Source organism: Maricaulis parjimensis (assembly GCF_016817355.1).
Lineage (GTDB): Bacteria > Pseudomonadota > Alphaproteobacteria > Caulobacterales > Maricaulaceae > Maricaulis > Maricaulis parjimensis.
The window spans coordinates 383,977-406,752 of record NZ_JADOTT010000003.1 but is presented as its reverse complement, the minus strand read 5'-3'; the positions used below and the strand labels follow the sequence as shown (position 1 = coordinate 406,752).

General features: G+C 62.0%; 19 protein-coding genes. 10 read left to right on the top strand and 9 right to left on the bottom strand.

Translation table 11 applies throughout. The features are described from left to right. Both I0K07_RS07600 and I0K07_RS07595 read left to right on the top strand, forming a co-directional pair. A partial coding sequence (locus I0K07_RS07600; protein WP_203292230.1) for a biotin/lipoyl-containing protein occupies window positions 1-305 on the top strand: 305 nt, incomplete at its 5' end. A 26-nt stretch (window positions 306-331) separates the two neighbouring features. Next, window positions 332-1,936, top strand: a complete 1,605-nt coding sequence (locus I0K07_RS07595; RefSeq protein ID WP_203292229.1) for a GMC family oxidoreductase — start codon at window positions 332-334, stop codon at window positions 1,934-1,936. A gap of 328 nt (window positions 1,937-2,264) precedes the next feature. Here the strand turns inward: I0K07_RS07595 and I0K07_RS07590 are convergent, their stop codons facing one another. Further along, window positions 2,265-4,604, bottom strand: coding sequence for a TonB-dependent receptor (locus tag I0K07_RS07590; RefSeq protein WP_238934649.1), 2,340 nt, complete (start codon window positions 4,602-4,604; stop codon window positions 2,265-2,267). Window positions 4,605-5,396: 792 nt separating this feature from the next. Here I0K07_RS07590 and I0K07_RS07585 point away from each other — a divergent pair. Continuing rightward, the gene (locus I0K07_RS07585) at window positions 5,397-7,241 is read left to right on the top strand and encodes a monovalent cation:proton antiporter-2 (CPA2) family protein (RefSeq protein ID WP_203292228.1); all 1,845 of its coding nucleotides are present in this window, start codon (window positions 5,397-5,399) and stop codon (window positions 7,239-7,241) included. A 42-nt stretch (window positions 7,242-7,283) separates the two neighbouring features. Here the strand turns inward: I0K07_RS07585 and I0K07_RS07580 are convergent, their stop codons facing one another. Continuing rightward, window positions 7,284-7,919: a flavodoxin family protein gene (locus tag I0K07_RS07580; protein ID WP_238934647.1), complete on the bottom strand. Its 636-nt coding sequence runs from the start codon at window positions 7,917-7,919 to the stop codon at window positions 7,284-7,286. Between the two features lie 98 nt (window positions 7,920-8,017). Then, a complete protein-coding gene (locus I0K07_RS07575; RefSeq protein ID WP_203292227.1) occupies window positions 8,018-8,923 on the bottom strand; it encodes a LysR family transcriptional regulator in 906 nt (301 codons plus the stop codon). A 97-nt stretch (window positions 8,924-9,020) separates the two neighbouring features. On the opposite strand from I0K07_RS07575, the gene I0K07_RS07570 reads away from it, so the two are divergent. After that, window positions 9,021-10,019, top strand: a complete 999-nt coding sequence (locus tag I0K07_RS07570; protein WP_203292226.1) for a cyclase family protein — start codon at window positions 9,021-9,023, stop codon at window positions 10,017-10,019. A gap of 3 nt (window positions 10,020-10,022) precedes the next feature. Beyond that, window positions 10,023-11,012 carry a DMT family transporter gene (locus tag I0K07_RS07565; protein WP_203292225.1) on the top strand — a complete coding sequence of 330 codons (990 nt, stop codon included), beginning with the start codon at window positions 10,023-10,025 and terminating at the stop codon, window positions 11,010-11,012. On the opposite strand, the gene I0K07_RS07560 is transcribed toward I0K07_RS07565, so the two are convergent. Then, window positions 10,919-12,271: a spinster family MFS transporter gene (locus I0K07_RS07560; RefSeq protein ID WP_203292224.1), complete on the bottom strand. Its 1,353-nt coding sequence runs from the start codon at window positions 12,269-12,271 to the stop codon at window positions 10,919-10,921. The genes I0K07_RS07565 and I0K07_RS07560 overlap by 94 nt on opposite strands. Before the next feature lie 218 nt (window positions 12,272-12,489). Between I0K07_RS07560 and I0K07_RS07555 the strand changes: the two genes are divergently transcribed. Next, complete coding sequence (locus tag I0K07_RS07555; RefSeq protein WP_203292223.1) at window positions 12,490-12,852, top strand: hypothetical protein; 363 nt, start codon at window positions 12,490-12,492, stop codon at window positions 12,850-12,852. A 9-nt stretch (window positions 12,853-12,861) separates the two neighbouring features. Here I0K07_RS07555 and I0K07_RS07550 read toward each other — a convergent pair whose 3' ends face one another. From I0K07_RS07550 to I0K07_RS07540, 3 genes are read right to left on the bottom strand one after another with little or no spacing between them, the layout of a single operon-like run. Further along, window positions 12,862-14,682 (bottom strand): ABC transporter ATP-binding protein, encoded by a 1,821-nt coding sequence (locus I0K07_RS07550; protein WP_203292222.1) that lies wholly within the window; start codon window positions 14,680-14,682, stop codon window positions 12,862-12,864. A 22-nt stretch (window positions 14,683-14,704) separates the two neighbouring features. Beyond that, entirely contained in the window at window positions 14,705-16,135 is a 1,431-nt protein-coding gene (locus I0K07_RS07545) for a sulfotransferase family protein (protein ID WP_203292221.1), read from the bottom strand. Window positions 16,136-16,139: 4 nt separating this feature from the next. After that, on the bottom strand, window positions 16,140-16,982 hold the full coding sequence (locus I0K07_RS07540; protein WP_203292220.1) for a sulfotransferase family protein: 843 nt from the start codon (window positions 16,980-16,982) through the stop codon (window positions 16,140-16,142). 285 nt (window positions 16,983-17,267) lie between these two features. Here I0K07_RS07540 and I0K07_RS07535 point away from each other — a divergent pair, with 285 nt between their 5' ends. Together I0K07_RS07535 and I0K07_RS07530 are read left to right on the top strand one after the other, a co-directional pair. Then, window positions 17,268-18,422: a PepSY-associated TM helix domain-containing protein gene (locus I0K07_RS07535; protein WP_203292219.1), complete on the top strand. Its 1,155-nt coding sequence runs from the start codon at window positions 17,268-17,270 to the stop codon at window positions 18,420-18,422. Window positions 18,423-18,512: 90 nt separating this feature from the next. Next, on the top strand, window positions 18,513-19,031 hold the full coding sequence (locus tag I0K07_RS07530; protein ID WP_203292218.1) for a c-type cytochrome: 519 nt from the start codon (window positions 18,513-18,515) through the stop codon (window positions 19,029-19,031). A 6-nt stretch (window positions 19,032-19,037) separates the two neighbouring features. On the opposite strand, the gene I0K07_RS07525 is transcribed toward I0K07_RS07530, so the two are convergent. Further along, window positions 19,038-19,709, bottom strand: coding sequence for a hypothetical protein (locus I0K07_RS07525; protein WP_203292217.1), 672 nt, complete (start codon window positions 19,707-19,709; stop codon window positions 19,038-19,040). Between the two features lie 110 nt (window positions 19,710-19,819). Continuing rightward, window positions 19,820-20,587 (bottom strand): class II aldolase/adducin family protein, encoded by a 768-nt coding sequence (locus I0K07_RS07520; protein WP_203292216.1) that lies wholly within the window; start codon window positions 20,585-20,587, stop codon window positions 19,820-19,822. Window positions 20,588-20,860: 273 nt separating this feature from the next. Between I0K07_RS07520 and I0K07_RS07515 the strand changes: the two genes are divergently transcribed. Then, entirely contained in the window at window positions 20,861-21,919 is a 1,059-nt protein-coding gene (locus I0K07_RS07515) for a DUF2336 domain-containing protein (protein WP_203292215.1), read from the top strand. 51 nt (window positions 21,920-21,970) lie between these two features. Beyond that, window positions 21,971-22,723, top strand: coding sequence for an NAD kinase (locus tag I0K07_RS07510; RefSeq protein WP_420828482.1), 753 nt, complete (start codon window positions 21,971-21,973; stop codon window positions 22,721-22,723). Window positions 22,724-22,776 lie beyond the last annotated feature (53 nt).

Genomic DNA, 22,776 nt, shown 5'->3' with positions numbered 1-22,776 from the left:
GCCATCGCGGCTTCACCGCCACGGCCATCGTCTGCTCGCCGCGCTCCGCGGAACTGCATGTGCGCCTGCCGGAGAAGGAAAAGCCGGACATGGCCAAACTGGTCGTCTCCCCCATGCCGGGCCTGGTAGTCACGGTGGAGGTGACCGAAGGCCAGGAGGTCAAGACCGGCGAGCCGCTCATCATCGTGGAAGCCATGAAAATGGAAAACGTGCTGCGCGCGGAAACTGACGGCATCATCAAATCCGTCAAGGTCCAAGCCGGAAACTCCGTCGCAGCCGACGAACTCATGATCGAGTTCGAATAGGGGAAAGACTCCCGGGGGAGAAAACCATGCCGACCACCGAATATGACTACATCGTCTGTGGGGCCGGCTCAGCCGGCTGCACGGTCGCGGAACGCCTGTCCCGCGATCCATCCGTCCGGGTCCTGGTGCTGGAAGCCGGTGGCTCTGACCGGAGTGCTGTCGTCAAGACACCCATGCTTTTGCAGTTCGTGGTGACCAATCCGAAATACAGCTGGAATTACGAGACCGAGCCACAGGGCCATCTCAACAATCGCACCCTGATCTGGCCACGCGGCAAGACGCTGGGCGGATCCTCCTCCATCAACGCCATGCACTATATGCGCGGCGCGCCGGAGAATTACGACGAGTGGGAGCGGGAATACGGTGCGGAAGGCTGGAACTGGAAAACCGCCCTGCCCGCCTTCAAGGAAGTCCAGCACCAAACCCGCGGGGCCAGTGAGCATCATGGCACGGACGGTCCGCTCTGGGTGTCGGACATCGACCCCTTGCATCCGGCGACCGAGGACTTCTTCGCGGCCGGTGAAAAGCTGCAATACAAGCGCAATGCCGATTTCAACGGAGCCAGCCAGGAAGGGTTTGGTCCCTATCAGGTGACGCAAAAGGGTCTGGAGCGGTGTTCAGCGTCCCTCGCCTTCCTGCGCCCCGCCCTGGAACGGGACACATGTGATGTCCTGACCGGTGCCCTGGTCCGTCGCGTTGTGATCGAGAACGGGCGTGCGACGGGTGTAGACGTGGACGTGAATGGCGAGCGCCGGGTCATCAATGCCCGAAAGGAAGTCATCCTGTCCGGCGGAGCGATCAATTCACCGCAGACACTCCTGCTTTCAGGCATTGGGCCCGCCGACGAGCTTCGCGCTGTGGGCGTCTCAGTCGAACACGACCTGCCCGGCGTCGGCAAGAATCTGCAGGACCATCTGGATGTCACCGCACAATACTGGGCGAAGACGGGACGGACGCTGGGTTTCTCGCTCAAGGCGACGCCGCGCAATCTCTACCAGTTCGCCCGCTACGCCCTGCGCGGTGACGGCCCCCTCACCGTGAATGGTGTCCAGGGTGGGGCCTTCATCAAGTCAGGCTATGCGGGCGACCTGCCGGATTTGCAGCTGGCCTTCATCCCGGCCGTCTACAACCCGCATGGCAAGGACGTGGTGTGGGGTCACGGCGTGACCCTTCATGTCTGCCAGCTTTATCCGAAGAGCCGCGGCGAGATCGCGCTGAAGAGCGATGACCCCAATGAACACCCGGCAATCCAGCCGAATTATGGGGCCGATCCCTACGATCTGGACGTCCTCGCTGACGGGCTGGAAAAGGCCCGAACCCTGCTGGACACCCCTCCCCTGTCCGATGACTTCAAATCCTGGCGCTATCCCGATCCGTCCGTGAAGACCCATGCCGACCGGGTCGAGCATGTCCGCCAATATGCCGAAACCCTCTACCACCCGACCTCGACCTGCGCGATGGGTTCGGGCGAGCTCTCGGTGGTGGACAGCCGCTGCCGGGTGAAGGGAATTGACGGCCTGCGGGTCGTGGATGCCTCGGTCATGCCGCGCCTTGTTGGCGGCAATACCAATGCACCAACCATCATGATCGCCACGCGGGCTGCCGCGATGATCGCTGAAGACAATGCTTAGCGCGAAGCCGCACCCCATCCGGCCTGACTCCGTTGCGGCAGGCCCATGGCTCGATCGTCAAGGTCACCATTTGGCAGCCCCTCTGCCGGCTGACCCCAGGCCTTTGAACAATCGCGGGACGGGCGTCTGAATACAATTGGCCGAGTGCCCACCCAGGACCAGACACAGGAAACGCCCGGCTGATCCAACAGCCGGGCGTTCGTGTGCCGGGAAACCGGCGGTGGTCGGACGTTCGCCCGGGAGGAAAAACGGTCAACCCTCCCGTCCGGCCCCGGCACTGCAGAAGCCGGTGTCCAACACACCCGCTTCCACAAGCCCGGTCCGGAAATCAGCGACGGATGGTCAGCTCAAATCCGACAACACGGCCCTTCTTGAGCGGTGAGAATGTACCCACAGCCGGATACTCGCCGAAGGGAACATTCACGCCAGTCGAAAGGTTTTGACCGCCCGGAACGAAGGGCGCCAGCGAACCACCGAAGGGCAGCTGGGTGTCGTTACCGGCCTGAACTTCATCAAGAAGGTTATTGCCGTAGACCGACAGGGCCACACCATTCCAGGGCGTGTACCAAGTCATGTTGGCCGACAGCATGTCCGCATCCTGCACCCAACCGAAATTATTGTCGGTGTAGGCGATCTCATCGCGATGCTGGAAGCTGACACGGGTGGAGACGGCGCCGCTGTCACCGAGGTCCATGTCATGCAACAAGCCGATGCCCCACGTGGTCTCCGGCACACGCGGAAGAGCCAGCGCCAGATCCTCATCATTGATCAGCCCGCCCGGGTCGGACGAGATGTTGTAGATGACCGAGTCATACTCGGCGTCGATCAGCCCCAGATTACCCGTCAGAAGGAGCGTGTCGGTCAGAGCCCAGCGGCCTTCCAGCTCCAGGCCCCGAATGGTGGCATCCGCCGTGTTCAGGATCGTCTGGACGACACCGGACGTCGCACTGGAGGCATTCACCTCGCGCTGCATGTCCGCAATCTCGGTCATGTAGAGACCGGCACTGATCTGGCCACGGCCATCTTCCGTCTGGTGCCGGAAGCCAAGCTCGTAACTGTCCACGGATTCCTCGTCGAAGGAGAAGGAACCGGTATTCGCGACGAAAGCCTCGAACGCGGCCGGTGCCGTGATCCGGAAATTGTAACCACCCGAGCGGAAGCCGCGCGTGTAATTACCGAACACATTCGTGTTGTCCGAGAAGAAGTACTGGAAGCCCAGACGCGGGGTCACATTGGACCATTCATCCCCATCCTCGAAGCCATTGTTCTCGGTAGGAATGAAAGGATTGGTGCCCGTGGACGGACAGGTCCCGCCCACCACCGAACAGGCCGGGCGCGGCCGGATATAGGTGATCTGGGCGTCCTTCTCTTCGCTGGAATAGCGAAGGCCAACCGTACCGATGAAGTTGTCGGTAAAGTTCCAGTCGATCTGGGCGAAGACACCGTAAACCGTGTGGTCCTGCCGGCCACCGCCATAGAAGGTCAGCGGCGAAAGCGGCGGAAGATCACGAATCTCCGTGTAGGACAGATCCTGGTTGAAGTAATACAGGCCCGTCGTCACATCAGCCCGGCCAAACGTGCCCGCATAGCGCAACTCGTTGGATACCTGCTCCTGCGACAGCTCGGCGATCGAGTGGAAGAGGAAGAGCGGCAGGGCGTCGATATCGCCGGCGCCCGCTTCCGTTTCATAGCTGCGATAACCGAAGATATTGGTGATCTGGCCGTTGCCGAAATCGACATCGATATCGGTGCGCAGCGAGCCGAGAATCCCCTCGAAACCGTAATTGCCCGGTTCATCGATGGCGATATTGAAGGTGTCGCGTTCATACACGCCCCGGTTCTGGCCGGCCGGGCCATCACCGCTGCCTTCGGAGAACTCGATCCGGCCCAGGAAAGTCACCGTGTCGGACGGCATCCATTCCAGGGAACCGCGGATGACGCTCATATCGGCTGCGCCGTGGTCATCACCCGTCGCCAGATTGGTGAAATAGCCATCATCGCTGTTGGCATACATGGCAAGGCGGCCATTCAGCCGGCCCTCAACAATCGGACCGGAGATATAGGCCTGCGCCGTCCGGTTCCATCCGCCACGGCCATCATCGATCGGGCCGTCGATGGCGATCCGCAGACCGGCTTCAAGTTCGTCAGTGGGCGAACCCGTATTGATGAGAACGGCACCACCGGTCGTGTTCCGGCCAAAGAGCAGCCCCTGGGGTCCGCGCAGAATCTCGACGGAGTCGAGATCGAACATGTCGAAGACGAGGCCGTTATTCACGCCGATATAAACGCCGTCCACGAAGACGCCGACGGTCGGATCGATGGACGGAATGGACGAGTTCACGCCCAAACCACGGATCGAGAAATTGGCGGTACCGCGGGCCGTGCCGATATCGTCCAAAGAGACGTTTGGCGCGGAAAAGCTGAGGCTTTCCAGGCTGCGAACATTCAGCGCATCCAGCGTGTCGGCATTGAAAGCGGACACCGAGACCGGAACGTCCTGCACATCTTCCGCATCAGGGCGCTTTGTGGCCGTGACAGTAATAACATCCATGACACGCTGCACCGAACCGCGCGGCGCCGTGTCATCATCCTGGGCCCAGGCGGCACCAGACACCAGTGCGATCACGCTCGCCCCGGCCAACAAGGACTGACAAACTCCCAGTTTCATCAGTTTCTCCCCTTCATTTGTGATTAAACCGATTTTTCACGCTCTTCGGCGCGTTACCACGTACTTTAATCATTTAATTAAGCGGGTCGAGAGGCATTTTATGCGGCGCTTGCAGCATTTCTGGCGCTGACCATCACAGTGCGAAACTCGTTTTCAACAATAGCAGTTTCCGCGCTCTGCGATCAGAGGCCATGAACAAGCCTTCGGCCGCTGCCGTACAAGTACGGAAAGGACACGCGAACACTCCAACGCGCCCTGAACAAAGCCGGACAAGAAAGGGTCATAAAATCACAAGCAATCCAGTATTTTACCAGATTTGAGAGTGTCTCGACTTCACCGAACCCGACATTCTTGAGAAAAGCGTGCTGCTCTATTCTGGATAAGTTTGTCCAAGCATCACGCAGCCTCTAGGTCCCCTTGACCACATCCCCGATCAGCGCCCCCGTCAACGCAACGGCCTCTCGCACAGGGTCATCACCCAAATGCGCATGGCGCTGCGTCGTCCGGGACGAGGTAGGCCCGAGCGCCTCGCCCGAGATCGGAAATGACACGCCAGCGGAAACACACCCTTTGAATCTGCGTTCTCGCACACGCTCTCGAAAGGCCTCGACTCGGGCCATGTAAACCTGAATTTGGGGCCACAATTGGTATGTGTCCCTGTTTTTTGGTGTCCCTGTTTTTTTTGGCGCTGATCGGTATCTAGCCCGGTTCTCCTCTACCTCCTCCCCTCCCCTGTGCCTTACCGGTTGTCCTGTGCGACAGTCCGGGGCGGAGCTGGGGAGGCGCTGTTTCATGACGGATCATCTGCTTTTGATCTTCATCCTGCTGTGCGGCGGGGTGATTGCGGTGCCGATTGCGACGCGGCTCGGACTGGGTTCGGTCCTGGGCTATCTGCTGGCGGGGATTGCGCTGAGCCCCTTGCTGCAATGGCTGGATGTGGATGTGGAAGCGATCCAGCACCTAGCCGAATTCGGTGTGGTGATCATGCTCTTTCTGGTCGGGCTGGAGCTGCAGCCTGACCTGCTCTGGCGGATGCGGACGCGGTTGTTGGGCCTGGGCGGACTTCAGGTCGCAATCACCACACTGGCCGTCGCCGCCGTGGCCCTCGCCTTTGGCATGTCCTGGCAGGTCTCGCTGGCCATCGGGCTGGTCCTTTGCCTGTCCTCCACCGCCATCGTCCTGCAGACGCTGAACGAGAAGGGACTGATGCGCCAGGATGGCGGCCAGGCCGGTTTTGCCGTTCTGCTGTTCCAGGACATCGCCGTCATCCCGATGCTGGCCCTGCTGCCGCTGCTGGCCACGATCGACCTGGCGGCGGCCCATCATGGCGCAGCGGATGACGGGCATGGCGGTGGGCTGAGCCTGGTGGCGGGATTGAATGCCTGGCAGGCCGGACTGGTGACGATTGCAGCCATTGCCGCCGTGATCTTCATCGGGCGCCGACTCGCCGCCCCGATCTTCCGCTGGATTGCAGCGACGCGGGTGCGCGAATTGTTCACGGCTACGGCGCTGATGATGGTGGTCGGGGTAGCCCTGCTGATGAGCCTGGTCGGCCTGTCTCCGGCCCTGGGCACCTTCCTGGCCGGTGTGATGCTGGCGGAAAGCGAATACCGGCACGAGCTGGAATCCGATATCGAGCCCTTCCGGGGCCTGCTGCTGGGCGTCTTCTTCATCACCGTCGGAGCCAGCATCAATTTCGCGCTTCTTTACAGCGAACTGGGCCTGATCCTGGGTCTGACCCTGGGCTTGATCCTGCTGAAAGCCCTCGTCCTCTTGGTGCTCAGCCTGATCTTCCAGATCAAGGGCGCGGATCGCTGGCTGTTCGCTTTGGGACTGGCGCAAGCCGGGGAATTCGGTTTCGTCCTGCTGGCCTTCACGGTGGGCCAGGGCGTCTTGCCGGACGCCATAGCCGACCCGCTCCTTCTGGTCGTCGCCCTGTCCATGCTGATCACACCGCTTCTTTTCATCGCGCATGAAAAGCTGATCGCACCGCGCTTCCTGCACGGCCAGAAGCGCAAGGCGGATGCGATCGAACAGGAATGCGAAGTGATCATTGCCGGGCATGGCCGTTTCGGCGGGATCGTGAACCGAATGCTGCGGGGGCTGGGCTATGAGACGACGGTGATCGACTATTCCTCCGAACAACTGGAAATCCTGCGCGCCTACGACATCCGGGTCTATTTCGGGGATGCAACGCGGCCGGACTTGCTCAAGGCCGCAGGGATCGAGCGGGCCCGCCTGCTTGTGATCGCCATCGACGACAAGGATCAGACGACCGAACTGGTGGGGTATGTGGCGCGGCACCATCCCGAGGTCCACGTTATCGCGCGGGCCTTCGACCGTTTTCATGTCTATGAACTTTATGCGGCCGGCTGCCGGGACATCATCCGGGAGACTTATGACAGCTCGCTGCGGGCCGGGCGCTCGGCTCTGGAAGCCCTTGGCCTGAACCGGGAAGACGCCGAACAGAAAACCCGAACCTTCGAAGCGCTGGACCGCCGCTCGATGATCGAGCTTGCCGAACTGCACAGGCTGGGCGAACCCAATCATCTCAACCCGGAATATACCGCCAAGGCCAAGGAAATGCGCGACCTCATGGAAGCGCAATTGCGCGGCGAATCCGAACCGGAGGGCTAGTCCGGACCGCCGCGCGCACGCCGCCATGCGGCTTTGCCCTGGCTAGGCATCCGCCGGAGCGGCATTGGCCGGCGTGCGGGCCGGCGCGTCGATCCAGACAATGTTGGAGCCCGCCTTGAACTGGGCTGTCAGCTCGGCCAGGCGGGCGCCCAGCAGGCCGGTCGTCATCCGGTCTGATGCAGGCGGGGCCAGATCGCCGCCCTGATCATTGTTTGCCTGGGCCATGGCGCCGAGAGACCCGCCGATCCGGTTGATGTCCTCGACAGACCCGGCAGACGAATTATTGCCCGGCAGAAGCCCCAGGCTGACCCAGATCATGCCGTGCTGGGCGGCAAAGGTCGCCAGCTGGCTGAGCGTGGCAAACTTGTCGCCGGCCTGGGAGCTCGACACGGTGAAGCCGGCCGCCAGCTTGTTCTGCCAGCCGCGTTCGGACCAGATGCGCGAAGACTCATCCATGAAGGCTTTGAACGGGCCGGAGACGGCGCCCATATAGGTTGGCGAGCCGAACATGATGGCGTCGGACCGGTGGAGCGTTTGCCAGGCCGTTTCATCCATCTGGCTGACATCAATCTGATGCGCAACCGCCTGGGGGTGGGTTTCGATCCCCTGCCCGGCCGCATCGGCGAGCGCCGCGGTGTGCCCATAGCCGGAGTGATAGGCGACGGAAATGGTGATCATGATGCGGGTCCTCCTGGGTGAGGCCCGACAGATAGGTCATGTCAGTTCCGGGAATAATTGGCGAATGACTGCCATCTCTTTTCACCAGAACTGAACAATCACGCCCGCTCCCGCCCCGTGAGACCACCGAGGCTGTCGACCAGGAAATCGAGGAAGAGACGAAGCTTGCGGGATGTTTCGCGGTGGGCCGGGTAGACGCCGTACAGATGCTGGGTCTCGCCGGACCAGTCCGGCAGGACCCGTACAAGGTGCCCCGCGGCCATCGCTTCGCGGGCATAGATGAGCGGAATGAACGCCAATCCGCTGCCCGCGATCGCCGCATCCCGCAGGGCGAGCGAATTATTGGCGCGGAAACGCCCCTTCACGGACACGCTTTCGCGTGCGCCTCCGCTTTCCAGTGTCCATGCATGCGGCTGGGCGGCGAGGGTGAAGATGAGCGCTTCATGCTGCGTCAGCTCGGCGGGCGTTTCAGGCCGGCCGCGGGCCTCCAGATAGGCGGGAGCTGCGCAGACGCCGCGTTCGATCGCCATCAGCTTGCGGGCCCGCAAGCTGGAATCCTGAAGCCCGCCGCCCCGGATCGCAAGATCGAACCCCTCGCCGACCAGGTCGACATAGCGATCACCCAATTCCAGATCGATCCGGATCTGCGGATAGCGCGCCGAGAAGTCCGCAATGACGGCGGAAAGCTGGATCACGCCGAGGGACATGGGCAGGCTCACCCGCAACAAGCCGCGCGGCTCATTGCCCGATGCCCGGGCGGCCTCATCCATGTCGGCCCAGTCATCCAGTAGGCGGCAGGCCCGGTCGAAATAGGCCTGACCAATATCGGTCAGGCTGAGCGAACGCGTGGTCCGCACGATCAGGGGCGCCCCGAGATCCGCCTCCAGGTCCTTGATGATCTTGCTGACCGCTGCGTTGGAATAGCCCAGATCCCGGGCCGCCGCGCTGAAACCGTCACACTCGATCACGCGCCGGAAAACGGACAAGGCGACATATCGATCCATTTTGCACCCATGGTGAATAGTTATTGCACAAATAGAAGAATTATCACCCACGAGTAAAGAGATGATCCTGACGGCCTTGTTTCAAACGGAGGCCGTCATGCCGAAATCCCTGCCCCATACGCCCCTGCCAATCGCCCTTGCCTTCTCGCTCCTGGCCAGCGCGGCCACACACGCCCAGTCGGTCGGGAGCAGCCCCTGGGGGCCGGATGACGAGATCGGCCGGCTCAATCTGATGACCGAGACCAGCCGGGCCGCAATTCTGGCGCGGATCGAAGGCGGAGAAAGCTATGACCTGTCGGTGGAGTATTTCATCGGCATGCCAAGCTGGCAGGCCGCCGGTGATCCGCACTACCGGATTTGGATGACACATACGCCACGGGGCACACAGATCGATGATCCGCTCGGCGTCGGCGCCCCCATGAATGACCATGTCAGCTATTCCGGCAGCGCGATCTCCATGTACACGCATACCGGAACGCATATCGACACGCTGGCCCATTTCGGACTGGACGGGCAGATCTGGAACGGTTTTCACGCCGACACGCATTTGGGGGATCGCGGCTGGCAGGCCGCCGGCGCGGAACGCCTGCCAACCCTTATTGCCCGTGGCGTGCTGATCGATCTGCCGGCTGCATTGGGCGTCGAACAGCTGGCCGATAATTACCGGGTCACCGAGCGGGACCTGCGGCTGGCCCTGGCCCGCCAGGGTACGCAATTGCAGACGGGTGACATCGTGCTGATCCGGACCGGACGCATGCAGGATTATGAGACGGCCGCGAACTTCATGAACAACGCGCCAGGCCTGGGTCTGGAGGCCGCCCGATATCTGGTCGAAACGGGCGGTGCGATGGTGGTCGGGGCTGACAATCTGAGCTTCGAAGCCTTCCCCTCGGAAACCGACACCAATTACGTCCCGGTCCATACCTATCTTCTGGCAGAACAAGGCACGCCGATCCTCGAACTGGTCAATCTGGAGGAACTGGCTCGCGATCAGGTCTACGAGTTTGCCTTCATTGGCGGTGGTCTGCGCCTGCGGGGCGCGGATGCGGCACCGATGCGGCCTGTCGCCCTGCCCCTGCGTCCGGCCGGGGAGTGAGCCATGCGTGCGGCAAGACCCGACCTGTCCCTGCTGGGCGCCACGGCTCTGGCCCCCCTGGTCTGGGGTTCCACCTATCTCGTCACACAGACCATGCTTCCGGCCGGCGTGCCGCTGACCATTGCGCTGCTGCGGGCCCTTCCCGCCGGCCTGCTCCTGCTGGTGTTTGTACGCCGCCTTCCCACCCTGTCCCAATGGCCGGGCCTGCTGGCTCTGGGCGGGTTGAATTTCGCACTGTTCTGGACCTGTCTCTTCATCGCGGCCTACCGGCTGCCCGGTGGCGTGGCTGCCACGCTCGGAGCCAGCCAGGCCCTGCTGGTCGTCTTCATCGCCCGCGGTGCGCTGGGAACACCTATCAGGCGCACCGCGCTTCTGGCCGGACTGACCGGATTGGCCGGTGTCGCGATGATCGCGCTGACGGCTGCGGCCCGGCTGGACCTGATCGGCGTGGCGGCAGCCCTGATCGGTGCGGCCTCCATGGCCGCCGGCACGGTCTACAGCCGCAAGCTGAGGGGAGACACGCCCCTGCTGACCTTCACGGCCTGGCAATTGCTGGCCGGCGGGCTGCTGCTTTTACCATTGGCCCTGATCTTTGAGCCCGGCTTGCCACCGGTCACCGGACAGCACCTGGCCGGACTGGCCTGGCTCGGCCTAATCGGTGCAGCGGCCAGCTATGCGCTCTGGTTTCGTGGTGTCGCCCGGATTGAACCTTCAGCCGTGTCCGTTCTGGGCTTTCTCAGCCCGCTCACAGCCGTGCTTCTGGGATGGTGGGTTCTGGAGGAAAGCTTCACCCTGCTTCAAGCTCTGGGTGCCGTCCTGGTCTTCGCGGCGATCCTGCTGGGCCAGCAGGTGCCGCGCCGGAGCCCGTTCAGGCTCCGGCGTGGACACGCTGTGTCCGGTCAGACTTCCACATCATCCCGCAGGGTACGGGAAGCCAGCCAGAAGGCCGGCAGGGCCAGAAGGCCGATCAGGCCGATCGCCACCAAGGAGTAGCGCAGGCCCTCGGCAGCGCCGTGCTGGATGGCAAAAGCATCGGAAATGATGCCGGCCGCAAGCGGGCCCAGGCCAAGGCCGATCAGGTTGATGACGAAAAGGATCACCGCCGACGCGGTCGCGCGCGTGCGCGGTTTAACCAGGCTCTGCGCGCTGGCAAAGACCGGACCGTACCAGACCGAATTCAGGCAAGTCACAATGGCCAGACCACCCAGCGACAGCAGGGTATGGCCCGCCAGCATGGCTAGCAGGAAGGGCGGGATGCTGATCAGGCCGGCAATTGCGGGAATGGCGGCATAGGCGCGCGCATCCTTGTGGACGAAACGGTCGGCAAACTGGCCACCGGCAAATGTGCCGATTGCGCCGAAAATGCCGATCAGCAGCCCCAGCGCCAGACCGGTAAAGCCGATCGCGCCGAGCTGTGTCCCCAGAATGCCGTTGAAAAAGTCGGCAAGCGACTGCAGCCCACCGGAGTGATTGCGCAGATAGAAAGAGCCGTAGAAGGCGATATGGCCATAGGACACCATGGCGTTGATGGCAGCGCCCAAGGACATCCACAGGAAGGCCGGCTTGCCCGAAAGCTCACGGATGGCATCCATCACGCTGGGATGGTCCACAGCCTGGACCTGTTTCACCGTTTTGCGCGGCTCCGGCAGGGTGAACCAGGCAAGCGCAGCGAGGATCAGGCCGGGAGCGCCTGCGATGAAGAATGCAGCGCGCCAGCCGAAACTGTCGGCGATGATACCGCCCAGGGCCATGCCCGCGAGCGACCCCAGGGGAATACCCATCGAATAGAAAGCGATGGCGGACGCGCGCTTCTGGGCTGGCGTATAATCCGAGATCAGCGAGTGAGCCGGCGGCGTGCAGCCGGCTTCGCCGACGCCAACACCGATACGGGCAAACAGGAGCTGGACGAAATTGCCAGCCATGCCGCAAGCCATGGTGCACAGGCTCCAGAAACCGGCCGCGACCGAAATGATGGTCACCCGGTTCGCCTTTTCCGCGAGACGGGCAATCGGCAGGCCAAGCACGGTGTAGAAGAGCGCAAAGGCAAGCCCTGTCAGAGCGCCGAGTTGCCAGTCTGCCAAACCCAGATCCAGCTTGATGGGCTCTGCCAGAATGTTCACCACCTGACGGTCCAGGAAGTTCAGTACATAGATGACGAGCAGAAGCCCCAGCGCGTATCGGCGCGGGCCTTCAGCCAGCGGCTGGATGGTATCCGTTGCGGTCTGGCCGCCTGCCTCGGTGGTATCCGCCATGTCTCTCCCCGTTCATGGACGCACGTGCACTTGCACTGATTGTTCTAACTTTGCAGCGTGCGCGACCACATCCACAACGAGATAGGCCGCTCCGCAACCCCGGAAACATACCGCTTGATCGAAATTGAGCAATTGCCAAAAGCGGTTTGCGTGCACGGCTTGTCTTGAACCAACTCGCCGTCTTTACTTCCAGTCTGAGCTCAAGGAGATGACAGACGATGGGCCGCACCTATTCCCTGACCGATACGACGCGCGATACCGAACTCATGGGTGGCTCCGGCCGGGGCGCCTGGGAGCTGGCCTGTTTTCTCGATGGAAGCGATGATCCGGCGAAGCATGTCCCCCTGCTCATGGACGCGGATTATCACGGTCACAATGGCGTCGAGATCGGTCCTCGCCCAATCAGCGCGGCGGAGCTGAAGGACGAGACCGGCCGGCTGGTGGAAATCCTGACGGCCATGGACCCGGACCACGCTTTCGGCCCGAGCCGTGCGAAAGACTGGGCCGAGTTCTTTGCCGCCGTGAATGTCTACGCCACAGCCCATCCGGACAGCCAGTTCTGCTCGGCTTTCTCTGAGTAGGGTGAGCGCCTAGCGGTACGCCTCCGCTTGCAGGGCGAAGAGTTCCGCATAGAGCCCGCCCTCGGCCATCAGGGTGGCATGGTCCCCCGTCGCCACGGTCTGCCCCTTGTCGAGAACGAGGATGAGATCGGCATTGCGCAAATTGGACAGGCGATGGGAGATCAGTATGAGGGACTGGCCGGGCCTTTCCTCGTTCAGGAAGGCCGCTTCAGCGGCCGGGTCGAGCGCCGCGGTCGGTTCGTCCAGGATGAGGATGTCCGCGTCCTCATTGAGCAGAGCGCGCGCCATGGCGAGGCGTTGCCATTGGCCGCCGGAAAGCTCCTGCCCATCGGGGAAGCGTTTGGACAGCCGAGCATCCAGCCCGCCGGGCAAATCCTCGACCACGCTGCGGGCGAGACCGGCATCAATGGCCCGTTCGACCTGATCGTCCGGCACATCCCGCCAGCCCATGCCAGCGAGGATATTGTCCCGAACGGAGAGTTTGTAATTCACATGCGGCTGGAAGAGCACGCCGAGGCGCTGGCGCAGAGCGGCCGCGTCCCACTCTACCAGATCGAGCCCGTCCAGCGTGACGCGTCCGCTGTCCGGCGTGTAGAGACCGGTCGCCAGCTTCACCAGCGTGGTCTTGCCAGACCCGTTGGCACCGACAATGCCCATCCGCATGCCCGGCTTGAGCTGAAAGCTGACGGCATTCAGGGCCGGACGTTTCTGGCCGGGATAGCGGTAGGAGACGTGATCGAAACGCAGACCATCCTGTGGATCGGGACCCGATATGGCCGTGCCCGGTGACCGGTCCGGGGGCGTGTCGAGCAAGTCGTAGAGATTGGTGACGTAGAGCACGTCCTCATAGGAGCCAGAGAAGGCGGAGAGGACATTATTGACCGCGGCCTGCCCCTGTTTGAGCAGACCGACCAGCATGGTCATCTGACCCAGCGTGAACGCGCCGCCGATCGTGACCGCAACGATCCAGATCTTGCCGCCCAGGAAGACAGCGGACCCGGTGAGGCCGAGCAGCGTCCCGAACAGCGCCTGCCGCCCTTTGAGAGCAGTGTCATCCCCATGAAGCGTATCAAACAGGCCGCGAAACCGATGCTTGAGTTCCGCCCCCTGTGCGAAATGCAGGCGTTCCCGCGCCGCGCCTTCCTGGGTCAGCAGGCCTTCCAGATAATTGCGCTCGCGCATTTGCGGCGTGCGGCCCGTGTAGAAGCGATAGGCATCCCCGGAGAAGCGCAGATTGCCGATGAAGACCGGCAGGCCACCGGCTACGACGAGAAGGATGAGCCAGGGCGCGCTGGTGACCAGCAGGGCGAGAAGGAAGACCAGGGTCAGCCCGTGCTGGGCCAGATCGAAGACACGATTGATCAGGCTGTAGGGACGGCTGGCCGAGAACTGGCGCGCCATCACCAGTTTTTCCTGGATAGCCGGATCCTCGATCTGGAAGAGGGAAAAGCTGTCGGCCTTGTCCAGAATGCGCTGGGACACGATGAAGCCGAGCTCGGCGTGCAGCTGGCCTTTGAAGAAAACCAGGCCGCGCCGCGCTGCCAGGAGCAAAGCCAGCAGACCGGATTCCACGCCGACCCAGATCAGCGCCATATCGCGATCGGCCTGCGCCCCGGTGTCAATGGCGGTGACGACACCGTCAATAACAAGCTTGGACACATAGAGCGCCGCTGCCGGCAGGAGTGCGGCGACCAGGGTGACCAGAGTGATCACGATGACAAGGAGCGGCCGTGCCGAGGCGGCCATGGACAAGGTGCGCGCAGCTTGCCGCACGCCGTCGAGACGGCCGCCCTGCGGATCCGGCTCCGCCATGTCCTCGGTTTCGCTCATCTCGGCTTGCCCGGCTGGCCCGTCAGGCCACGCGGATCGTCTGGGCCTCTTCTGCCGCCTTCATCTGCGCGCTCAGCACCGCCCCCTTGTGCGGGAAGGGTGTCGCAGGAACCGGACGGTCCAGGAAAGGCGCCAGTTTTTCAAAACCATCACCGGCACAGACATCAATGATCAGGAGATCGTCGGGCCGGTCTTTGAAATAGGCCTTCACCTGCTCGACATGGTGGTCATAGACCCAGGAGAAACGCTCCGGGTCGTAATTGTAGCAGCCATAGACCGAGGCCCGCAGGAATTGGCGCATCCGCAGATGGACCTCTTCATCGGGATCCTCGACATCCTTGAAGGCCGGCCGGTTGTACCAATGGCGGGCACAGGAACCGAGCCAGTCCTCCTTGTCGCGGACGGTCAGTACGAATTTGGAGCCTGGATAGAGTTTGTCGAACTGCTGGTAGAAAGGGATGGTCGTGATGTCGGTCAGGCCATCATAGAAGCGCAGCAGGGTGAGGTCATACTGGGCATTGGCCAGTTCGATATAGGTGTCCTCATCGATCGGGTAGTGCGAGGTATCGAAACCGAGGACCTGCAAAGCTGCCGTCAGACTGCGCGTACCCGTGCGGGACAAGCCCAGGCCGAAGATTTTCGGCTTGTCGGCTTTCTGGCCATAGGCAATCCGGTCGCTATTGGCTTCCAGCCAGGCATCCAGTTCTTCACGCGTGAACTCGCCCTTTTCCTTCACGCCCAATTGCTGCATGGCCTTCCCGGCATGTTCCGGCAGAGCCTCGATGAAGGCGTGCACCTCGTCGGGCGTTGCTGTCTTGGGCATTTCCTGACGGGCGTATTCCACCGCATGACGCGCCATGGTCAGGTCGCAAAACACCGTGTCGTCATAGGTCCAGCGCATCATGGAACGATCCAGGCGGGTGCGCTGGATCTTGGTACGACTGCGCAATTCGCGCAGCGCGTATTTCATGAAGATATGGGTGTGGGCCTGGAAGTGGTCATGCAGGATGTCGAAATTCCGGAACTGCTTGGCCTCGCCCATTTTCTTCATGGCGAGATTGCGCAGACGGCTCTCCGGGCGCAGCACGTATTTCATGTCGTCCTTGGGAACTTCGACCGCCGCCATGGCCCTGACCACATCGATCCGGGTGATATGGACGCCGCAATGCAGACGGCCACGGAAGCGGTCGGAGACATAGGCGTCGACATAGGGCGCGTCGCACTGATCGATGAAGGGACGCATGTCCTCCAGGATCAGACAGTCGGCGTCGACATAGACGACATAGTCGCAATCATGATCGATGCGCAGCATCTGGTTCACGCATTCGGTGAAAGGGCGCACATCATCGATGACGTGAACATTCTCCGGCTGGATATGCTTGATGGCCAGCTCGAGCGCGACGTCGCGCGTTCTTTCGTCAATCTGGCGGAAGACCAAATCTACTTTCGCCATTCCCCTAACCTTCCCATTTGAATGCGGCATTGGCGGTCGACGCCATCTTCTCGAACAGGGCCAGATGGGCGGAGCTCAGCTCCTCGCGCCAACGCAGGTCCAGCTCGATATCGCCGGAGTGATTTTCGTAATAACCGCGCGTGCGCTCATTGAGAGAGACGAAGGCGTCCTCCGGGTCTTTCAATTGTTCGCGCGCGACGATGAATTGGGTTCCGCTATTGCCGCCGAGAACATGCTGTTCCGTCTCGGCGAAGCGCAGCATGCCCGGCTCGTAGTCGAGACCGATCACGGCACAGAGTGCCCGGGCGACGGACTCCGTCGACGTTGCCAGGTCTTCGTAGCGGATGCGGATTTTCGGTCCCTCGAAAGCCTCGAACAGGGCCTCGCTGGTCGTCATCTTGTCGACCCAGTCCTGGATTTGCCCTTCCGGGTCGCGGTCCGGATATTTGCGGATGCGGGAATTGACCACGGCGCGGCCATCACGGCCGAGCAGAATAAGCACCGCACGGCCACCTACCGAAAGCGTTTCCTCGGCCCGGGCCTGGATCCAGGCTTCATCCTTGGTGCTATCGATAATGACAGGCTTGCCGACATGCGCCGACGCGGCGGCATGCAGTGGTGCTGTGCCGTCCCATTCAAATCCGGACCAGACCGGGCAGTCCTCGCCGCAAATCTTGCAAACGCGCTTGCGGAGCGGCTTTTTCTCATCGCCGAGATAGCGGGCCTTGCCGCCCTCGCCCATGTAAAAAGCACGCGAATGACTGCCCAGGATCATGCCCAAAAGCGTGGATCCCGAATGACCGGCGCCGCAAATCATCACGCTCACCGGTCCGGTGGAAATGACCATCCTGTCCCCTCGGTCAAAATTTCGCCCTCGCTGACGAAACACCGCCCGGTTCGACTTGGCCACGGAATGCGCCGCACACTCAAGGAAAAAAGCACTAAAAATCCGGTTTTGAGCGGCGGTTGTGCAGCGCTGTGCAGGTGCGCTCAACCCTCGGGCATAATTTGATCCAACACCTGCAGCCAAAAGATGCGAACAAGTCGCATATGCGACAGGATGCTGTTACAGACAGCGACGGAATCACCATGCAGGGCCGTTTGACTCCGTGCTGATCCAAGGGGGCGAGACATGAAATTCCGCGACATCATCTTCTGGACCCATCTGGTCGCCGGGCTCGTGACCGGTGCCTTCGTCCTGATCATGTCTGTCACCGGCGTGCTGCTGACCTATGAGCGCCAGATGATCCGCTGGGCCGAGAACGCTGCCGTGGAAGCCCCCTCACCCGACAGCGTGCCAATGGGCGCGGATGAGCTGGTGCTGGCTGCACGCGCGGCGGGAGCCCGGGACGGCCATGTCATCACCCTGCCCCGCAATCCAAGCGATGCCGTCGAAGTCTCGGCCGGCCGTCGCAATTCCTTCCTGCTCAATCCCTATACGGGTGAAGTGATGGAAGAGGCCGGAGCTGGTACGCAGGCCTTCTTCTCGCGCCTGATGCGGATTCACCGCTGGCTGGCCTTCACCGGGAGCCGCAGCGAACTGGGCGCCACCCTCAACGGCGCCTCCAACCTGGTCTTCGCCCTTCTGATCCTGACCGGACTTTATCTCTGGCTGCCCAAGCTGTGGAAATGGAGCTTCATCAAGCTCAACCTCCTGTTCCGCCGTCAGTATCCGACGACGAAAGCCAAACACTATAACTGGCACCATGTAGCCGGTTTCTGGTTCGCCCTGCCATTGCTGGCCATTGTCCTTACAGGCGCCGTCTTCTCCTATTCCTGGGCCAATCGTCTGGTCTATGCGGCTTTCGGAGAAGAACCCGGACGTCGCGGGCCAGCGACAGTCAGCGACGCCGCCGCCCCGGCCGAAACCGCGGCTCCACTCGCTGCACCGGCGTCACTGGAAACCCTGATTGCGCAGGCCGTGGCTCATGACGGACCGGGGCGCCGCATTGCCATTACCCTGCCCGCCCCGACCGATACGGAGCTGGAAATGCGCGTCGATTTTGGCAATGGCGCCCAGGCCGACCGGATCACGACGCTGGTGCTTGCGCGGGATGGCAGTGGCGTGACCGCCGTGAATCCGGGCGAGCCCGCCAGTCAGGCCAGTCAGGCACGCCGCTTCATCCGCTTTTTGCACACCGGCGAAGTCTACGGATTCTGGGGCCAGACGATCGCCGGCCTGGCGTCTCTCTTCGCCATTCTGCTCGTCTACACAGGCGCTTGCCTGGGTGTGTCCCGCCTCAACCGGATGATCCGCCAGCGCGCCGGTCGCCGGGCGGCCGGCTAGCCGGTCGTGCGAGCGGCAGACTGACGCATCGCCTTGCAGCGCGATTGCGCTATACGTCAGTCCGTCTTTGCCACACCGCAGGAGTTCGTCATGTTGCGCAGCCTTATTCCCCTGGCCTCTGTTCTGGCGCTCGGCGCTTGTGGCGGCGAGACGGAAACAAGCGAGCCTTCTGCTTCCTCCGCATCGGCAGCCGCACAATCGGCCACGCCTGCTCCGGCGGCAACGCAAACAGCCAGTCCCGCTGTGACCGAGGCCGAAGGTACCGAAGTCCTCGCCTTGGCAGGTGCCGATCTGGGTAATGGCGCGCGCCAATTCCGCCGCTGCCAGTCCTGTCACACGCTCAATGAAGGCGGACGCCACACGATCGGCCCCAATCTGCATGGCGTTCTTGGCAATACGGCGGCCAGTCAGGACGGCTTCGCCTATTCCAGCCAGCTCAGCGACGCCGGTCTGGTTTGGGATTTGGACACACTGAACGCCTGGATCGAAAACCCCCGCGAACTGGTCCGGGGCAACCGGATGAGTTTTGTGGGTCTTCGCAACGCGACGGACCGGCGCGACGTGATCGCCTATATCCTGCAGGAAACCGGCGACGAACTGGCCGAATAGCCTACCTTAAAAGCGTCGCCAGGCGGACAGGAAAACCACCCGCTCATTGATCACATTCCGCCCGGCCGGCGTGGCGGCGACACCCAGATGATACTGGATGCGCCCCCACTGGCGGCCGAGGGAGAGCTGCAGTTTGTGCTGCTCAAAATCGGGCCGGTTGGGTCGGGCCGGCTCGACACTCCAGACCGAGAAACTCTGCGCCAGAACCTGCCAGCGATCCGCCGGTTGCCAGCCCCAGGTCAGGTCCAGCCGGGCCTCGTTCAGGTCCTGGCCGCCACGCCAGCGATGGCCCATCTGAACATCCACGAATTGGGTATCGCCCAGATGTCGCCCCCACAATCCGCGCACTTCCCAAGCGGTTTCGCCTGATCCCAGCGGCTGGTTGGAAACATTCTCCCCGGCTCCGGGAAGCAGGACGGCCGCCTGGGCCGATACGATCTGCCGCGGTGAAGACCAGAGCTGGCGGCGCAGTCCGAGTTCGCTGGCGGCAAAACCCTGTGCGGCATCGATGCGTTGGCCTTGTCGGCGGTCCACGGACTGCCAGGCAATACGGGCAACAAGCGTCGTCTGCGCGCTCAGCCCGTACTCCAGATAGGCGGCCGTCTCGTCCTTGTAGAAATAGCCATCATCCACCGTCTCGCCATCCGGACCGAAACCCTGATCAGCCCGGTCCAGCAATGAGGTGATGATGAGGAGCCCCTTGCCCTTGTCCTGGGGCCAGGCACCAGCCTGGGCAGGCGACGAGAAAGCGCCACCGCCTGCCAGGCTGATAGCAGCCAGGAAACCGGTTAGGTGTCGAAACCGGGACTTTCGCGGCGGACGCGATCGAGCACGGCGGCCCAGGCGATTTCCTTGAAGAACTCGTTCGAGGAGATTTCGTCGGACTGACCGAAGACACGATCTTGCATCTTCTGCCCCCATTCAATCAGCTCCCCGCCAGCCTGGGCCATGACCTGGATCTTGCACGCACGCTCCAGTAGATATAGACGAATATACGCGCTAAACGGGTGATCGCCAACCGAGAGTGTGCCATGGCTGCGAAGGATCATGAGGTTCTTCTCGCCCAGATCGGCCACAAGCCGTTCTTTTTCCTCGGCTTCCAGGGCGATGCCCTCATATTCGTGATAGGTCACATCATTCATGATGTTCATCGCGAGCTGGGAAATCGGCCGCAGGCCGCCTTTCTGGGCCGCCACGGCGACACCCGCGTCAGAATGCAGATGGATGGCCACCGCCACATCATCACGGGCTTCATGAATGGCAGAGTGAATGGTGAAACCGGCCGGATTGATGCCGTATTGCGAGGGCGGCAGGACATTGCCTTGCAGATCGACCTTCACAAGATTACTGGCCGTCACGTCTTCATAGAGCAGGCCGAACGGGTTGAGCAGGAAATGCTCGTCCGGACCGGGCACGCGCATGGAAATATGGGTGAAGAAGAGATCATCCCAGCCATGCATGCGCACCAGCCGGTAGAGCGCCGCAAGATCGCAGCGCGCCTTCCACTCCTCAGCAGACACCTGCTCCTTCACTGGCAGATTGGCCTGATCATCCATGTAAACCTCCCGGGGATTGTTTTTATCGCCAACGCCCAAGGATTCACCCTGGGGCTACGAAGGTCAAACGCTTCGGTTTCGACTTAAGCGCGCCGGATATTTTATAACCGCCTATGCTTGTCCTGCATTGATATCAAACCAATAAATACAAGATTTGACGATTCATTCATGAATCCAACACTGTGGGAGGCGCTGCCTGCAGCCGGATTAACAAGTTTTCAAGGCGTTGCTGTCTTCATACAGACTGACAACAACCGGCACACCGCGACAAAGATGAATATTAATACTGCGGAAACCCTAAACACCCTGGCCCGCCTCAAGGATCCGGGAAAGCGCAAAGAGTTGGCTCTGGGCATCACGGAACTGTGCCTGGCGCAACCGCTTGCGCCGCGCACGGAGCCCGTTGCCGGGGAATTGCTGGTCACCCTCTCCTCCAAAACCGATGACGAGACCAAGACCACAATTGCGACCAAGCTGGCGAACTGTGACTGGGCCCCGCATGCGGCGATCCGCTTCTTCGCCTTCGAGCCCATCGAGATCGGCGCCATCATCATCAAGAAGAGCGAGCGCCTGACCGTGAAAGACATGGTCGAGCTGGCCGAAACCGGTACCACGGAACACCGGCGCCACCTGGCCATGCGACCGAATATCTGCCTCGCCGTGACCAAGACGCTCGCCAAGCCCGGCGAAGCAGTCGTGCTGCGTGCCCTGGCGAATAATGACACGGCCGAGATTTCGGAAGACACGCTGGGCATTTGCATGACGGTGGCCCGCGACCACCCGAAACTGCGCGAAGCCCTGGCGCGCCGCCACGACCTTTCGACCGAATACGCGACCCAGCTTTGCATCATGCTGCCGGAGAACTGGCGCGAGGAACTCTATCGGCGCTTTGGCCTGGACAAGGACAAGGTGGAGAATCTGACAGTGAAGGCGGCCCTTGGCGCCACGCCGGACGATGTCGACAAGGCCGCTGCCAAGACGGTCGCAGACGCCGCCGAAGCCGGGAAGCTGACGGGCCAATACGCCCTGGATGCCGCCAAACGCGGCGATCAGGCCGTCTTCGACCACGCCATCGCCCATTTGTGCGGCGTGAAGGCCTCGCAATGGCGTGTGGCACTGGCGATGAGCGGCGTGAAAGCGGCCGCGATGGCCTGCCAAGCCGCGCATCTTGACCGCACGGCCTACCCGATCATCCACAAGGCCCTGCAGCGTGCCGGCCGCATGCATCAGACGCTGGAAGGCGACGCCATGGCTGCCGCCGCCAATGTCTTCCGCATGTATGGCGCGGAAAAGGCCGCCAAGGTCTTGCGTCAAATGGGAACGAGGGCTTGAATAAAGACTTGTTCGCCAACGTCTTTATGCGAGTTCCCCATCACCGAGCCGATTGCCTTTCTGGCCAGTCCCCGACCTGAAGCCAAGGCCGCCAAGACGCGCCTGGAGCGGATGTATGGCTGCGTCCCGGTCGAAGAGGCCGAAATCATCATCGCGCTGGGCGGTGACGGGTTGATGCTGGATGCGCTCCACACCTCCCTGAAAACCGGTGCCCGGGTCTATGGCATGAATTTCGGGTCGGTCGGCTTTTTGATGAATGAGTTCCAGGCAGACGGTCTGCTGGACCGTATCGCAACGGCGGATCCGGTTCGCATCCATCCGCTGCGGGTCTGGGGCGAGGACATTCATTGCAAGCCCTTCGAGGCCCTGGCCATCAATGAAGTCTCGCTTCTGCGGGAAACCCGGCAGACCGCCAAGATCAAGATCACCATTGATGGCCGCGACCGGATGGGCGAGCTGCAGGCCGATGGCGTTCTGGTCGCGACCCCTGCTGGCTCGACGGCCTATAATCTGTCGGCACACGGTCCGATCCTGCCGCTTGATTCAAAGGTTTTGGCCCTGACACCCATCAGCGCCTTCCGTCCACGCCGCTGGCGGGGCGCCCTCCTGCCCTGCACGGCGCGTGTCGGTTTTGAAATCGTCGAACCCACACACCGGCCTGTTTCCGCGGTGGCTGACAATCAGGAATTCCGGGAAGTCGCGCGGGTCAACATTGTTGAGGCCAGCGACGTCACCCTGACTTTGCTGTATGATCGGGGCCGCGACCTCGCCGAACGGATCCTGACCGAACAGTTCGAATCCTGATCCAGTTTAGGCTGGTGTTAAGCAAGGTGCGCTAGCGTTCAGGCAGGTTTTTC